Source organism: Mesorhizobium sp. WSM4840 (assembly GCF_055811755.1).
The window spans coordinates 235,533-250,828 of sequence record NZ_JBVVQD010000005.1; the positions used below are offsets into that span (position 1 = coordinate 235,533).

A 15,296-nucleotide genomic window follows, 5' to 3' on the forward strand; every position below is an offset into this window, starting at 1 on the left:
TGTTGACGGCGCCGGACCTTGTTGACGGCGCCGGACCCACGGGCCGGCACACCCCAATCAAGGCTTAGTCGGCGTTGTTCTCCGGGCCAGCGCCTTCAGTACCGATATCCAGAGTTGCGTCGCCGTCGACGCTCTCTTCGGCTTCCTCGTCTGATTGCGGTTCCGTTATCCGCTCCACCGAAACGACCTTCTCGCCGTCAGCCGTGTTGAAGATGGTCACGCCCTTGGTGGCGCGGCTGGCGAAACGAATGCCGTTGACCGGCACGCGGATGACGGTGCCGCCGTCCGAGACAAGCATGATCTGATCGTCGTTGCCTACCGGGAAAGTCGCCACCAGGCGGCCGATCTCAGCCACTTTCGACACATCGGTGGCGCGGATGCCCTTGCCGCCGCGCCCTGTGAGGCGGAAATCATAGGAAGACGAACGCTTGCCGTAGCCATATTCCGTCACCGTCAGCACGAACTGCTCGTGTTCCTTGAGGAATTCGTAGCGCTCGTCGGAAAGCTCCGTCTCCTCGCCGACCTCCTCATTGGTGAGCTGGATATCTTCGTCCTCGCCCGCCGCAATGCCGGCGGCGAGCCGCCTTTCGGCCGCCACCCGCTTGAGATAGGCGGCGCGCTCGGCCGGCGGCGCCTCGACATGTTCGATCACCGCCATCGAGATCACCCGGTCGGTGGCAGCCATGGCGATGCCGCGCACGCCGACCGAGTTGCGGCTCTGGAAGACGCGCACGTCGCTGACCGAGAAGCGGATGCACTGGCCGGAGCTTGCGGTCAGAAGCACGTCGTCATTATCGGTGCAGGTCTCGACGCCGAGAATCTCGTCGCCTTCCTCTTCCAGCTTCATGGCGATCTTGCCGTTGCGGTTGACCTGGACGAAGTCCGACAGCTTGTTGCGGCGCACCGTGCCGCGCGTCGTGGCGAACATCACGTCGAGCTCGCCCCAGCTGGTCTCGTCCTCGGGCAGCGGCATGATGGTGGTGATGCGTTCGCCCTGCTCCAGCGGCAGCATGTTGATCAGCGCCTTGCCGCGCGACTGCGGATTGCCGATCGGCAGGCGCCAGACCTTTTCCTTGTAGACGATGCCACGCGAGGAGAAGAACAGCACCGGCGTGTGGGTGTTGGCGACGAACAGCCGGGTGACGAAATCCTCTTCCTTGGTCGACATGCCGGAGCGGCCCTTGCCGCCGCGGCGCTGTGCCCGGTAGAGCGACAGCGGCACACGCTTGATGTAGCCGGAATGGCTGACCGTCACGACCATGTCCTCGCGCTGGATCAGGTCCTCGTCTTCCATATCAGCCCCGCCCTCTGAGAGTTCGGTGCGGCGCGGCGTGCCGAACTCGTCGCGCACGGCGGCAAGCTCGTCCTTGACGATCTGCTGAATGCGGGCTCGGGACGACAGGATGTCCAGGTAATCCTTGATCTCGTCGCCTATCGTGTTCAACTCGTCGGCGATTTCGTCGCGGCCGAGCGCGGTCAGCCGCTGCAGGCGCAGTTCGAGGATGGCGCGGGCCTGTTCCTCGGACAGATTGTAGGTGCCGTCCTCATTGATGCGGTGGCGCGGATCGTCGATCAGCAGGATCAGCGATTCGACGTCGCCCGAGGGCCAGCGCCGCTCCATCAACTGCTCGCGCGCCGTTTGCGGGTCCGGGGCGCTGCGGATCAGCTTGATGACCTCGTCGATATTGGCAACGGCAATGGCAAGGCCAACCAGCACATGGGCGCGGTCGCGCGCCTTGCGCAGCAGGAATTTCGTGCGCCGGCTGATCACGTCCTCGCGGAAGGCGACGAACGCCTTCAGCATGTCGGTCAGCGTCAGCAATTCCGGCTTGCCGCCGTTCAGCGCCACCATATTGGCGCCGAACGACGTCTGCAGCGGCGTAAACCGGTAGAGCTGGTTGAGGATGACGTCGGCGACCGCATCGCGCTTCAGTTCGATGACGACGCGGTAGCCCTGGCGGTCGCTCTCGTCGCGAATGTCGGAAATGCCCTCGATGCGCTTGTCGCGCACAAGCTCGGCCATCTTCTCGATCATCGACGACTTGTTCACCTGGTAGGGAACCTCGGTGATGACGATCGATTCACGGTCGTTGCCACGCGCCTCGACGTTGACGCGCCCGCGCATGACGATGGAACCGCGGCCGGTCGAATAGGCGCTGTAGATGCCGGAGCGGCCGAGCACGATGCCGCCGGTCGGGAAATCCGGCCCCGGAATGATCTCCATCAGCGCCGGCAGATCGATCGCCGGATTGTCGATGAGGGCGATGGCGCCGTTGCAGACCTCGCCCAGATTGTGCGGCGGGATGTTGGTGGCCATGCCGACGGCGATACCGCCGGAGCCGTTGACCAACAGATTTGGAAAGCGCGCCGGCAGGACTTTCGGTTCACTGCCGGACGCATCATAAGTGTCCTGGAAATCGACGGTGTCCTTGTCGATGTCTTCCAGCAACTCATGCGCGACCTTGGTCAGGCGCGATTCGGTGTAACGCATCGCCGCCGGCGGATCACCGTCGATCGAGCCGAAATTGCCCTGCCCGTCGATCAGCGGCACGCGCAGCGACCAATCCTGCGCCATGCGCACCAAGGCGTCGTAGATCGAGGCGTCGCCATGCGGATGGTATTTGCCCATCACGTCGGCGACCGGGCGCGCCGACTTCACATATTTGCGATTCCAGTGGTAGCCGCTCTCATGCGCGGCATAGAGGATGCGGCGATGCACCGGCTTCAGCCCGTCTCGCACGTCGGGCAGCGCACGGCTGACGATCACGCTCATGGCGTAATCGAGGTAGGAGCGCTGCATCTCCTCGATGATGGATATCGGCTCGATGCCGGTCGGGCCGCCGTCGGCCCCGCGCGGTGTCTTCTGGTCGGTCAAATCAGGTCACAATCTAATCGGGAATCACTCGGTGCTTATATAGGAAGCCGGGTCGAAACTCCAATGTCCGCGGCAGTTTTCCAGTGGCGATTTTTGTGGTGATTTCAAAAGGATATCACTGATTGCGACGATATGGCCGAGGCGCTTTTTCGTGGCTGTCGCGGCAAAGCTCATTGTCAGGCCAATTTTGCTTCACAAAGCCGTAACGGCAGATGCGTTCAGCGCTTTATCGCCTCGCCGCTGGAGCCGATAGGCGCCGGGCGCCACCCCCATCACGCGCCGGAAACGACGGTTGAAGGTCGACAAATCGTTGAACCCGGCCTCGAAGGCGATCGTCGAGATTGGCTCGTCCGACATGCGCAGCCGCACCGCTGCCCTGTGCAGCCGGGTTTTCAGCAGGAACTGGTAGGGCGCCATGCCCGCGACGTGTCGGAAGGTGCGCAGGAAATGGTAGGGGCTAGTCGCCGTCTCGCTTGCAAGCTCGGCAAGCGAGACCGGCCGGTCGGCATCCAGCTCAATGCGCCGCACCGCCTCCGCGACACGTTTCTGGTCACGGCGGCTCGGCACCCGGGCAGCAGGCGTGACGCCGGAGGCAACGGCTGCGCCGGCAATGCGCAAAGCGAGTTCCTCGAACGCCTCGATGTCGGCCATCTCGCGTGCGGCTTCCGCCTCGGCCAGCAGCGGTGCCAGCGCCGGTAACGGCGGCAGCCGCGGCGTCTCGAAGGCCAGCTTCTTCGTGCCCGGCGTGTCGGCGACGATCTGTTCCATATAGGCCGGGCTGAAATGATAGGAGAGGCAGCGGTCGCCGGCGCCATGCTCGTGCCCACACTCGTAGCAAGTGCCAGGGTTGCCGAGCAGAAGCGCGCCCGGCGTCAGCATCGCCGTGCCCTGGCGTGCGCGGTAGCGGAATGTGCCATTGGTCACCACGGCGACGCAGAAGTTGCGATGCTCTTCCTCGAACGGGCGATCAGCGACGCCGGCAGTGCAGACCACGTCCGACACCTGCCAGCCTTTTCCGGACGCCAGTGTATGCACGCTCGTCGTCATGGCCGAAACATAGCAATTTTTCCCAAGCGCAAGAAGCCTAGCGCGGCGTATTCATCCCATTCTCCTGACAAGATGGGGCTCCTGACAAGAAGAGACCACAACCATGTTCAATTCATCCTCCTTTGCCGAAGCCTTGCATAGCGACGGGCCAGCCGCGAACCTTGCCGAGAAACTGGATCTTTACGGCCGCTTCGTCGGCGCCTGGACATTCGACGCCACGCGTCATCTCGAAGACGGCCAGGTGCTGACCGGGCGCGGCGAGGTGCATTTCGGCTGGGTGCTCGAAGGCCGCGCGATCCAGGACGTATGGATCCTGCCCGCGCGGAACACTGGCGCACAGAGTTCCCTCGGCAAATGGACTTTCTATGGCACGACACTGCGCGTCTATGACCCCGGCGTCGACGCCTGGCACATCTTCTGGAGCGATCCGCGCACCCAGTATTACAGCCGCCAGCTCGGCCACGCCGAGGGCGACACCATCGTCCAGCAAGGCGCTGACGGCACCGGCGCCTCGGTACGCTGGAGCTTTTCCCGCATCACCGAAAATTCGTTCCGCTGGCTGGGCGAACGCTCGCAGGACGACGGCGCGACGTGGCGGCTCGAAGTCGAGTTCCTGGCGCGGCGCGTCGCCAGCACCTGACCTGCACGGTTTCCCCTGACGCCGCTTTGCTCTACCAATGCAGGGTCTCGGGCACGGCCCGGCGGGGAGGGTCAGAGATGCCGAGCTTCGACAGCCTGTTCAACGCCTTCGTCACCATTCTCGTGACCATCGACCCGCCTGGGCTGGCGCCGCTCTTCCTCGCTGTGACGCGCGGCATGAACCGCGAGGAGCGCAACCAGGTCTCCGTGCGCGCCTCGATCATCGCGTTCCTGGTGATGGCGCTGTTCGCAATCGCCGGCGCATCGATCCTGTCGGTGTTCGGCATCACGCTGCCGGCGTTCCGCGTCGCCGGCGGGTTCCTGCTGTTCTTCATCGCCTTCGAAATGGTGTTCGAGCGCCGGCAGGACCGCAAGGAGAAGATCGGCGATGTCGCCATCACCAAGGACATGATTCACAACATCGCCGCCTTTCCGCTGGCGATCCCGCTGATCGCCGGTCCGGGCGCGATCTCGGCGACCGTCCTGCTGTCCGGCGCTTTTCCAGGTTTTGGCGCGCAGGCAGCCCTTGTCGGCATCATCGCGATCTGCCTTGTGATCACTTACCTGGTATTCGTGCTGGCCGAGCGCATCGACCGTATCCTCGGCCAGACCGGCCGCTCGATCCTGACACGGCTGCTGGGCGTCATCCTGGCGGCACTCGCCGTGCAGTTCGTCGCCGACGGCGTCAAGGCGTTAATGGCGGCTCCCTGAACCGACGAACAACAACGCGTTTAGTTTAGGGTTGTATCAGTCGATGAACGATGACCGGCTAGCCCGTTTCATTGACTGCCCATGCCCTTTGCCCAATCGCCCCTTAGGATCAGAATGGCTCCGGCGAAGACCTTGGACGCTCCCGCGGAGGGCTGACGACCAAAATCCACGCCGTGGTCGACGCGAATGGCCTACCGCTCCACGTCTCAATCACCGGCGGTCAGCAGCACGATAGCCTGGTCGCACGCGCTCTGCTTGAAAGCTTACCGCGCGGCGGGATGGTTCTCGCCGACAAGGCTTACGACGCGACCGAGATACGAACATTTCGTGAGTTCACGTGGAGGCTGGGCGAACATCCCGCCCCGTCGGCACCGGCGTGGTCCAATCTGCTTCAGCCCGTACCTATCGCCACCGAAACCAGGGCGAACTGTTCTTCAACCGGATGAGAAACACGCCGCTAACTTCCTCGTCTTCGTTAAGCTCGCGGCCATCCGGCTCTGGCGTCGGGTTTATGAGTCCACGACCCGAAGCCGGGGCATAGGCCGGCCATTCTCGGATTCAACCGGCCCGCCCTGCAGGTCAAACCAATTGCCGCCAAGAGCCGGCCGTGCGGTTTCGGTCCAACCTGGAAAACCTTGTTTGCGTTCGAGATACCCCAATCGCGCGAGTAGCTGTGCAATGGCTGGTGCTTGTTTCACAAGGACGACAGGCAGTGACCGGGCGGTGCTGGATGAATTAGCTAGTACCTGTATATGCTCAAGGTCGACTCTGGCCTCCAGGGCGTCAATGATAGGTTCCATCTGAGAACGCCAATGTTCGCTTTCCCACACGAGGTCGAGATAGGTTCGTAGGACATAGTTCAATGACGAAAACGAATATTCCGAATAGGTTGCGGCGATGTTGGTGCTGCGCCGAATATCATGACGAAGCCTGAAGAATGCTGGAAAACTACGATCATCGTATCCAGAGTGCCATTGCCCCTTCACCAGCCTCACCGGTTCGGCGACTCCCAGCGTCCAGAGCAATCCGGACGCTTGCTCGTAAACCGATATGAGGCTGTGACTGAAAACACGTCCCGCGCGGTACAGTTCCTTCACTTCCGTACTCTTAGCTTCGACGTAATTCCCTTTTTCATCTTGCGGGCCATGCCGTATCGTCCGCAAAATTATTTCGGCGACCAACAGTCGATAGAGCGATTTTTTACTTTTTCTCTCCGCTGAACGTCCGAATACAAACTTCGCCAGACTGGTCAGCGACATTAAACATAAACTCCGGACTGCAAAAATGACGACGCCACGGGAAAGTCTAAATATTCAGCCCTTATTATTCGGTTACTTCGCCGCTGTATCCACAACCTCGAAATCATGCGTGACGGTGGCGGTCTTGGCCATCATCGCGGTCGCTGAGCAGTATTTTTCGATCGAAAGATCGATCGCCCGTTTCACCTTGTCGGGCGAGAGCGCGCGGCCCTTGATGATGAAATGCATATGGATGCGGGTGAACACCCTGGGTTCCTTCTCCGCCCGGTCGGCGTCGAGTTCGACCACGCAGTCTTCGACCGCCTCGCGCCCCTTTTCGAGGATGTGGACCACATCATAGGCCGAGCAGCCGCCAGTGCCGAGCAGCACCAGCTCCATCGGGCTCGGCCCCGGCGTCTTGCCTTCCGGTCCGAACGCAGTCCCCAGTACCACCTTGTGACCGCTGCCGGACTCGCCGACGAAAGTGCGCTCCTCGACCCATTTGACCCGTGCTTTCATCTGATACGTCCTTTCACCGCGCACTACTCAAACGCACAACGTCCCGAAAATCCAAGACAGATTTTCGGGACGCCAATGCGTGGCCTCAAATAGTGGCGTTGTCAGCTCGCGCAGAGCCGCTCGCTCCGAGCGATCAGAACGGAATTTCGTCGTCTAGTTCGCGCGACGAACCGCCGCCACCCTTGTTGCCGCCACCGACGCCACGATTGAAACTCTCGCCCGGGCCGGACTGGCCGAAATCGGAACCGCGGCTGCTGCCGCCACCGGCATAGCTGCCGACCTGACCGCCCTCGCCCTGCCCGCGTGCGTCGAGCATCTGCAGCTCGCCACGGAATTTCTGCAGCACGATTTCGGTCGTGTAGCGGTCATTGCCGGTCTGGTCCTGCCATTTGCGCGTCTGCAACTGGCCCTCGACATAAACCTTCGCACCCTTCTTCAGATACTGCTCGGCGACCTTGGCGAGCTGCTCGTTGAAGATGACGACATTGTGCCACTCGGTCTTCTCCTTGCGCTCGCCGGAAGTCTTGTCGCGCCAGCTTTCCGAAGTGGCGACGCGGATATTGACGACCGGCTCACCCGAATTCAAACGGCGGATTTCCGGATCCGCCCCGAGATTGCCCACCAGAATGACCTTGTTGACGCTACCCGCCATGATACTTCTCCGCGCTCATCCGAAACAAAATTTCTGTCGCTCACCTTATAGACTGCGGACAATCCCTGCCTGCCGTGGCTGGCTTTTCCCACAAGGTTTTTGTTCTCTTTTCGTTCCTAGGCTCATTAATCTCTACTGTCAAGGAATGTCAGCAACAAGTAGTATCTTGGGCCTGGAAATTCCACGATATCTGGCCGCCGGGATCGAAGGTTGAACACAATGAAGAGAGTTGTACATGAGGACCAGCCGCAAGAAGAGTGGCGAGCGGGAGTACAAACCCGCATGCACGTCTCGGCCCGCAACGGCGCAACTCAACTTTGCATATTTGAACAATGGGTCGAGCCCGCGGTTGGCGCCCCGGCACATTGGCACCCGGTCGAGGAAGTGCTTACTGTGATCGCTGGCAAGGCTGAAATGTGGATCGATGAGGAGAGTATCGTCTTGACTCCCGGGCAGTCCCTTGTTGTTCCCGCGCACAGGAAACATGGCTTCCGAAACGCCGGCTCCGAAACGCTTCATATCCATGCCGTGCTCGCGTCACCAATTTTCGAGGCGACGTTCGACGGGTCCCCCGAGATGGTGAGACGCTGGCTTCTAACGAGCCTGTAAAAAGCGCCTGCCTAAAACACCGCCAGCCTAAAACACCGCTTGCCAAACCAATAAGTGTCGACTTATGCTTCTGCCATGATCGAAGCAGAGATTTTTCGAGCGCTTTCCGACCCGACGCGCCGCGCCGTCTACGAACGGCTCGCCGCCGGCGAGATGACCGTATCGGAACTGCGCAGCGGCATGACCGTGTCGCAACCGGCCGTCTCGCAGCATCTCGCAGTGCTGCGCGGCGCCGGCCTGGTGGCCGAGCGGCGAGTCGGCCGCAACGCTTATTATCGCGCCGATCCGCAAGGGCTCGACCCGCTGCTCGGTTGGATCGAGCGCTACCGCGCGTTCTGGCCCGAGCGTATCGAAAGACTCAAGGCGGTTTTGAAGGATATGGACCAATGACGGCAAAACAGCATTCAGACATGGCGGCAGATTCGATCGAGTTTGAGTGCGAGCTTCCAGAGCCGCCGGAAAAAGTGTGGCGGGCGCTGACGGTGCCGGACCTGCTTGCAGCCTGGATGATGCCGAACGACATCAAGCCGGAGATCGGCGGCCGCTTTGCCTTTGCTAAGGCTGATAGTCAGATCGAGTGCGAAATCCTCGACGCCGAGCCCGAACGCCTGCTGCGTTATTCCTGGCGGGAGCGGCCGGCGCCTGGCAACACAGCGGATCCGCTCACCAGCCCGCTGGACAACCCAATGGATAGCATTGTCACCTTCACGCTCGACCGCACCCTGTCGGGCGGCACGCATCTGCGCATCGTCCACGATGGATTTGCGCGGGTAGCTACGCCTGCGGTTGCAGGCGCCGGTTGCCGGGTTTCGCTCAACGCACACAGCCCCAGACAGATCATAGCCGCAAACACGCCTCGCCTCTCCCTGCGCGCGGCCTGAACGACACAACGGAGAAAAGCGATGAGCGGTTTTGCCAACCTGGTGCCGATGGTGATCGAGCAGTCGAGCCGCGGCGAACGCGCCTTCGACATTTTTTCGCGGCTGCTGCGCGAGCGCATCGTCTTCATCAACGGTCCGATCGATGACAATGTGTCGGCGCTGGTCTGTGCCCAGCTTCTGTCGCTGGAATCCGACAATCCCGACAAGGAGATTTCGCTCTACATCAACTCGCCGGGCGGCGTGGTGACCAGCGGTTTCGCCATCTACGACACGATGCAGTATATACGCAGTCCGGTATCGACCGTCTGCATGGGCTTTGCCGCCTCGATGGCCTCTTTCCTGCTGATGGCGGGCACGCCGGGCCGGCGCATCGCGCTGCCCAACACCAGCATCCTGCTGCACCAGCCGTCAGGCGGTTTCCAGGGCCAGGCCTCCGACATCCAGCGCCACGCCGAAGGCATCCTCAGGACTAAGCGGCGCATGACCGAGCTTTACGCGCACCACTGCGGTCGCACCTTCGAAGAGGTCGAACGCACGCTCGACCGCGACCATTTCATGACCGCCGAGGAGGCAAAGACCTGGGGGCTTGTCGACCATGTTTTTGACACGCGCAAACAGGCGGCGTGAAAGGGGTGGCCGAACGCCATGAGCGATAACAGCCAAGCCGTTCGGCAAGTTTGATCGCCACCGGTCTGGCTTCGGCCAGTGTGCGGCGATACAGTCCGCCGATGTCTAGGATTTCACGCACTTGCTTGAACCGACTGATCATCGGCATCGCCGTCGCGGCCATGACCTCCGGCGCAGCGCTCGCCGAAGACAATTCAACGCCGCCCCACGAAGGCACGCTGCCAGGCGTGGCCGGCGACTATCGCGTCGCCAGGCCGGCTCCCGAACCCGACGACGCCGTGCCCAGCAACGGCCAGTTCAAGATCGGCGATACCGATGTCAGGATTTCCGGCAGCATAACCTTCGATGTCGGCGCCGGCACGATCAATGCCCCCCGGCGGTAGGACAGGTCCATCGGCCTTCATCGTTGCCACAAATCTCAAGGCACTCGTGCGCTGCGGCCATCTGAAATGAACAGCCCCGCCGCTGCTTCCGCAAACGGTCGGGGCTTTTTTTGGATCTAAAATCCAAACTTGCCGGGAGTACACTGCCGGCCTTTGATTTCGGATGCTTCGCGGCGTTCAGCCGACGATCCGACTAGTAGTCTCTGATTTTAATGGGGATCGGCAGATCACGGTTTGTCGGGCGGCGCAAACGCCTGGCCCTGGCACTTATGCCTGCCGCGGCTCCAGCGACACGTGGAGCCTCAAGGGACTGTCCGGTGGAGTCATTCCTCTGCTCTCCTTTTCTGTCCATTGCGACCGGTGTCGTCCGAAGCACATATCGCAAAAGCCCGCGGCGTCTCGCAGGCCACCTTGGGTGGCGCGGCCATCAAAAGACGGCCGGCTTCGGTTGACGTTTGGAGTCTGACTCTCAGAGGCTGAGACGTCAACCGTTGGATAGCCGATTACAAAAAATGTGATCGCTTGTGTGGCGAATCCGAAATTTGCATCCGTTTTGAGCAGCCCGGCGTCGGCCGTGGATTACCTGGGCGCTTTTGTCAGGAGCGTGTTCGGCCTTTGTTCTTTCCGCTTGCTCGCCCGCGCGAAAGACGGTTAAAGGCTCTGGTCGAGAGTTGTGGCGTCTCTCGAAAAGGTGACGAAATTACCTACATAGGGGATGGTCGGGACAACCCGCCATCCCATGAGATTCCAGATCTGAGGCGGCGACCGGCGATGGCCGACCATAAATATCTTTCCATTCGCGGGGCGCGCGAACACAATCTGAAGAATGTCGATCTCGACTTGCCGCGTGACAGCCTGATCGTCATGACCGGCCTGTCGGGGTCCGGCAAGTCGTCGCTCGCCTTCGACACCATCTATGCCGAAGGCCAGCGCCGCTATGTCGAGAGCCTGTCGGCCTATGCGCGGCAATTCCTCGAAATGATGCAGAAGCCTGACGTCGACCAGATCGACGGCCTGTCGCCGGCCATCTCAATCGAGCAGAAGACCACTTCGAAGAACCCACGCTCGACGGTCGGGACCGTCACCGAGATCTACGACTATATGCGGCTGCTGTTCGCGCGCGTCGGCATCCCTTATTCGCCGGCCACCGGCCTGCCGATCGAGAGCCAGACGGTGTCGCAGATGGTCGACCGCGTGTTGGCGGTCGAGGAAGGCACTCGTCTGTTCATCCTGGCGCCGATGGTGCGAGGGCGCAAAGGCGAATACCGCAAGGAACTGCTGGAACTGCAGAAAAAGGGTTTTCAGCGCGTGAAGGTCGATGGTGTCTTTTACGAAATCGCCGACGTGCCGGCGCTGGACAAGAAATACAAGCATGATCTCGACGTCGTCGTCGACCGCATCGTGGTGCGCGGCGATCTGGCGACGCGGCTTGCCGATTCCATCGAGACCGCGCTGAAGCTCGCCGACGGGCTGGCGGTGGCCGAATTCGCCGACCGGCCGCTCGACGCCAGCCAGACCGGCGAGGATTCGGTCAACAAGTCGAAGAACGAGACGCACGAACGTATTCTGTTCTCGGAAAAGTTCGCCTGCCCGGTGTCCGGCTTCACCATTCCTGAGATCGAGCCGCGGCTGTTCTCCTTCAACAACCCGTTCGGCGCCTGCCCGACCTGCGACGGCCTCGGCAGCCAGCGCGCCATCGACGCCAGTCTGATCGTGCCCGACGACAATTTGTCCCTGCGTGCGGGCGCCGTCAGCCCATGGGCGAAATCGACCTCCCCCTATTACGTGCAGACGCTGGAGGCGCTGGGCAAGGCCTATGGCTTCAAGCTCGGCGACAAGTTCCGGGACCTGACCGAAGAGGCAAAGCAAGCCATCCTGCATGGCACCGGCGAGCGCGAGGTCACTTTCCAGTATGATGACGGCCTGCGCTCCTACAAGACGACGAAAACCTTCGAGGGGGTCATTCCCAATCTCGAGCGGCGCTGGAAGGAAACCGAATCGGCCTGGATGCGCGAGGAGATCGAGCGCTTCATGTCGGCCACGCCTTGCCCGGCCTGCCGCGGCTACCGGCTGAAGCCGGAAGCGCTTGCGGTGAAGATCGCCGGCAAGCATATCGGCGAGGTCACCGAGCTGTCGATCCGCAAGGCCGACCAATGGTTCACCGCCCTGCCCGCTTCGCTCAGCGACAAGCAGAACGAGATCGCGGTGCGCGTGCTCAAGGAGATCCGTGAGCGGCTGCGCTTCCTGAACGATGTCGGGCTCGACTACCTGACGCTGTCGCGCAATTCCGGCACGCTGTCGGGCGGCGAGAGCCAGCGCATTCGCCTGGCCTCGCAGATCGGCTCCGGCCTCACCGGCGTGCTCTATGTGCTGGACGAGCCGTCGATCGGCCTGCATCAGCGCGACAACGCGCGCCTGCTCGACACGCTGAAGCATCTGCGCGACATCGGCAACACGGTGATCGTCGTCGAGCATGACGAGGACGCCATCCTGCATGCCGACTATGTCGTTGATATCGGCCCGGCCGCCGGCATCCATGGCGGCCACATCATCGCGCAGGGAACGCCGCAGCAGATCATGGCGAGCCCCGCCTCGATCACCGGCAAATATCTGTCAGGCGAGCTCGAAGTGGCGACGCCGGCCGTGCGGCGCGAGGCCAAGAAGAACCGGCGCCTGAAGATCGTCGGCGCGCGTGGCAACAATCTGAAGAACGTTACCGCCGAAATCCCGCTCGGCACCTTCACCGCCGTCACCGGCGTCTCCGGCGGCGGCAAGTCGACCTTCCTGATCGAGACGTTGTTCAAAGCAGCGTCGCGCCGCATCATGGGCTCGCGCGAGCATCCGGCCGATCATGACCGCATCGAGGGCCTCGAATTTCTCGACAAGGTCATCGATATCGACCAGTCGCCGATCGGACGGACGCCGCGTTCCAATCCCGCCACCTATACCGGCGCCTTTACGCCGATCCGCGACTGGTTCGCCGGCTTGCCGGAATCCAAGGCGCGCGGCTATCAGCCGGGCCGCTTCTCGTTCAACGTCAAGGGCGGCCGCTGCGAGGCCTGCCAGGGCGACGGTGTCATCAAGATCGAGATGCACTTCCTGCCCGACGTCTATGTCACCTGCGACGTCTGCCATGGCAAGCGCTACAACCGCGAAACGCTCGACGTCCTGTTCAAGGGCAAGTCGATTGCCGACGTGCTCGACATGACGGTCGAGGAGGGCGTCGATTTCTTCGCCGCCGTGCCCGGCGTGCGCGACAAGCTGGAGACGCTGAAACAGGTCGGCCTCGGCTACATCCATGTCGGCCAGCAGGCGACGACGCTGTCGGGCGGCGAGGCGCAGCGCATCAAGCTCGCCAAGGAACTGTCGCGCAAGGCGACCGGCAAGACGCTCTACATCCTCGACGAGCCGACCACCGGCCTGCATTTCCACGACGTCGCCAAGCTCTTGGAAGTGCTGCACGAGCTGGTCGACCAGGGCAACACGGTGGTCGTCATCGAGCACAATCTCGAGGTCATAAAAACCGCCGACTGGGTGCTCGACCTCGGTCCCGAGGGTGGCGACGGCGGCGGCGAGCTGGTGGCGTCAGGCACGCCGGAGGACATCGTCCGCGAGAAGCGCAGCTACACCGGCCAGTTCCTGCGCGAATTGCTGGAGCGGCGGCCCGGAGGCAAGCGCGAAGCGGCGGAGTGAGTGAGGACTGGCTGGCGTTTGGAAGAACCTTCAAATGAAGATCAGAAGAGCGCTTGCTGAGGATCTCGCCACAATCGTCCGGCTGACCGAAGCCGCCTATGCGCCCTACACGGCCTTGCTGGGCGCGCCGCCGATCCCGGTCACCGAGGACTATGCGCCGCGGATCGAACGCGGCGAGGTCCGGCTGCTGGAAAGCAGCGGCGAGCCGGCCGGACTGATTGTCCTCGAGCGGCACCCAAACCACACGATGATCTTCTCCGTCGCCGTCGGCCCTGCTTTCCAGGGCAAGGGTTTCGGCATCGCACTGCTCAAGTGGGCGGACGAACAGACGCGCCTGTGGCATTTGCCCGAGGTGCGGCTCTACACCAACGCCAGGATGGAACGAAACATCGCGCTCTACAAAGCCTATGGCTTTCACGAAACGGGTCGTCGGCCCAATCCATACCGGCCAGGATCGACGGTCGTCGACATGGCTAAAGCCACCCAGACAACGGCCATCGCCTGATCCTTTTCAGCAAACGGGAGGACGACAGTGACTCAATCAGGAACAATTCGCGCCGGCATGGGCGGCTGGACCTTCGAGCCATGGGACGCGTCGTTCTATCCGGACAAGCTGTCCAAGGCGAAACAGCTGCACTACGCTACCCGGCAGGTGGCGAGCATCGAGGTCAACGGCACCTATTATTCGAGTTTCAAGGAGCCGACCTTCGTCAAATGGGCTAACGAGGCGCCGGACGGTTTTGTCTATTCGCTGAAAGGCAACCGCTTCGTCACCAACCGCCGCGTGCTCGGCGAGGCCGGTGAATCGATGATGCGCTTCCTGGGGTCGGGCGTCGCCGCACTCGGCGACAAGCTCGGGCCGATCCTGTGGCAGTTCGCGCCGACCAAAAAGTTCGATCCGGACGATTTCGAGGCCTTCCTCAAGCTTTTGCCTGAAAAGCAGGACGGCGTTGCGCTGCGCCATGCGGTGGAGGTGCGCAACGACAGCTTCGTCGTGCCGGAATTCGCTGCCCTGGCGCGCAAATACAAGGTGGCGATCGTCTACGCCGACCACGCCAAATATCCTGGGATCGCCGACATCACCGGCGATTTCATCTATGTCCGGTTGCAGACCGGCAGCGATGATAATCCCGACTGCTACACGCCAAAGGCGCTCGACGAATGGGCGGCACGGGCAAAAACCTGGGCGGAAGGCAAGGCGCCGGCCGACCTGCCGCGCACCGATCCGCCAACCGACGCACCGGTCAAACCGCGCGATGTGTTCGTCTACTTCATCACCGAGGGCAAGGTCCGCGCGCCGTTCGGCGCCATGGCGCTGATGAAGCGCGTCACCGGCTGACAACGTCGAATCATGGCATCTTCACAGCCGTCGTAACCTTATCGATACCTCCTTGCTGCATGAATTCGCGGAGCTGGGGCAGC

General features: G+C 62.0%; 15 protein-coding genes and 1 pseudogene. 11 read left to right on the forward strand and 5 right to left on the reverse strand.

Annotation, left to right across the window (positions count from 1 at the left end; genetic code table 11):
- Positions 1-64: 64 nt before the first annotated feature.
- Together gyrA and AC0L3I_RS10180 are read right to left on the reverse strand one after the other, a co-directional pair.
- Positions 65-2,875, reverse strand: a complete 2,811-nt coding sequence (gene gyrA, locus AC0L3I_RS10175) for a DNA gyrase subunit A (RefSeq protein ID WP_473487055.1) — start codon at positions 2,873-2,875, stop codon at positions 65-67.
- 192 nt (positions 2,876-3,067) lie between these two features.
- A complete protein-coding gene (locus tag AC0L3I_RS10180; RefSeq protein ID WP_473487056.1) occupies positions 3,068-3,922 on the reverse strand; it encodes an AraC family transcriptional regulator in 855 nt (284 codons plus the stop codon).
- Positions 3,923-4,025: 103 nt separating this feature from the next.
- On the opposite strand from AC0L3I_RS10180, the gene AC0L3I_RS10185 reads away from it, so the two are divergent.
- From AC0L3I_RS10185 to AC0L3I_RS10195, 3 genes and pseudogenes are all read left to right on the forward strand, one after another.
- Positions 4,026-4,562 (forward strand): hypothetical protein, encoded by a 537-nt coding sequence (locus AC0L3I_RS10185; protein ID WP_473487057.1) that lies wholly within the window; start codon positions 4,026-4,028, stop codon positions 4,560-4,562.
- A 77-nt stretch (positions 4,563-4,639) separates the two neighbouring features.
- The gene (locus AC0L3I_RS10190; protein ID WP_473487058.1) at positions 4,640-5,272 is read left to right on the forward strand and encodes a MarC family protein; all 633 of its coding nucleotides are present in this window, start codon (positions 4,640-4,642) and stop codon (positions 5,270-5,272) included.
- A gap of 146 nt (positions 5,273-5,418) precedes the next feature.
- Positions 5,419-5,718: pseudogene (locus AC0L3I_RS10195) on the forward strand (transposase); the annotation flags it as partial.
- 63 nt (positions 5,719-5,781) lie between these two features.
- Here AC0L3I_RS10195 and AC0L3I_RS10200 read toward each other — a convergent pair.
- The 3 genes from AC0L3I_RS10200 to AC0L3I_RS10210 all read right to left on the reverse strand — a co-directional run bounded on the left by AC0L3I_RS10200 (position 5,782) and on the right by AC0L3I_RS10210 (position 7,681).
- Complete coding sequence (locus tag AC0L3I_RS10200; RefSeq protein WP_473526796.1) at positions 5,782-6,531, reverse strand: hypothetical protein; 750 nt, start codon at positions 6,529-6,531, stop codon at positions 5,782-5,784.
- A 72-nt stretch (positions 6,532-6,603) separates the two neighbouring features.
- Positions 6,604-7,029, reverse strand: a complete 426-nt coding sequence (locus tag AC0L3I_RS10205) for an OsmC family protein (protein ID WP_473487060.1) — start codon at positions 7,027-7,029, stop codon at positions 6,604-6,606.
- 133 nt (positions 7,030-7,162) lie between these two features.
- Positions 7,163-7,681: a single-stranded DNA-binding protein gene (locus AC0L3I_RS10210; protein WP_473487061.1), complete on the reverse strand. Its 519-nt coding sequence runs from the start codon at positions 7,679-7,681 to the stop codon at positions 7,163-7,165.
- Between the two features lie 219 nt (positions 7,682-7,900).
- On the opposite strand from AC0L3I_RS10210, the gene AC0L3I_RS10215 reads away from it, so the two are divergent.
- The 8 genes from AC0L3I_RS10215 (at position 7,901) to AC0L3I_RS10250 (ending at position 15,213) form a co-directional block, all read left to right on the forward strand.
- Positions 7,901-8,290, forward strand: a complete 390-nt coding sequence (locus tag AC0L3I_RS10215; protein WP_473526797.1) for a cupin domain-containing protein — start codon at positions 7,901-7,903, stop codon at positions 8,288-8,290.
- Between the two features lie 75 nt (positions 8,291-8,365).
- Positions 8,366-8,680, forward strand: coding sequence for an ArsR/SmtB family transcription factor (locus AC0L3I_RS10220; protein ID WP_473526798.1), 315 nt, complete (start codon positions 8,366-8,368; stop codon positions 8,678-8,680).
- Positions 8,677-9,171, forward strand: a complete 495-nt coding sequence (locus AC0L3I_RS10225) for an SRPBCC family protein (protein ID WP_473526799.1) — start codon at positions 8,677-8,679, stop codon at positions 9,169-9,171. Before AC0L3I_RS10220 ends, AC0L3I_RS10225 begins: the two co-directional genes overlap by 4 nt.
- Before the next feature lie 21 nt (positions 9,172-9,192).
- Positions 9,193-9,798 (forward strand): ATP-dependent Clp protease proteolytic subunit, encoded by a 606-nt coding sequence (locus AC0L3I_RS10230; protein WP_473487065.1) that lies wholly within the window; start codon positions 9,193-9,195, stop codon positions 9,796-9,798.
- Positions 9,799-9,923: 125 nt separating this feature from the next.
- Positions 9,924-10,181: a hypothetical protein gene (locus tag AC0L3I_RS10235; protein ID WP_473487066.1), complete on the forward strand. Its 258-nt coding sequence runs from the start codon at positions 9,924-9,926 to the stop codon at positions 10,179-10,181.
- Positions 10,182-10,952: 771 nt separating this feature from the next.
- Positions 10,953-13,874, forward strand: a complete 2,922-nt coding sequence (gene uvrA, locus AC0L3I_RS10240) for an excinuclease ABC subunit UvrA (RefSeq protein WP_473487067.1) — start codon at positions 10,953-10,955, stop codon at positions 13,872-13,874.
- 34 nt (positions 13,875-13,908) lie between these two features.
- Positions 13,909-14,379, forward strand: coding sequence for a GNAT family N-acetyltransferase (locus tag AC0L3I_RS10245; RefSeq protein WP_473526800.1), 471 nt, complete (start codon positions 13,909-13,911; stop codon positions 14,377-14,379).
- 27 nt (positions 14,380-14,406) lie between these two features.
- Positions 14,407-15,213 (forward strand): DUF72 domain-containing protein, encoded by an 807-nt coding sequence (locus AC0L3I_RS10250; protein WP_473526801.1) that lies wholly within the window; start codon positions 14,407-14,409, stop codon positions 15,211-15,213.
- Positions 15,214-15,296: the final 83 nt, after the last annotated feature.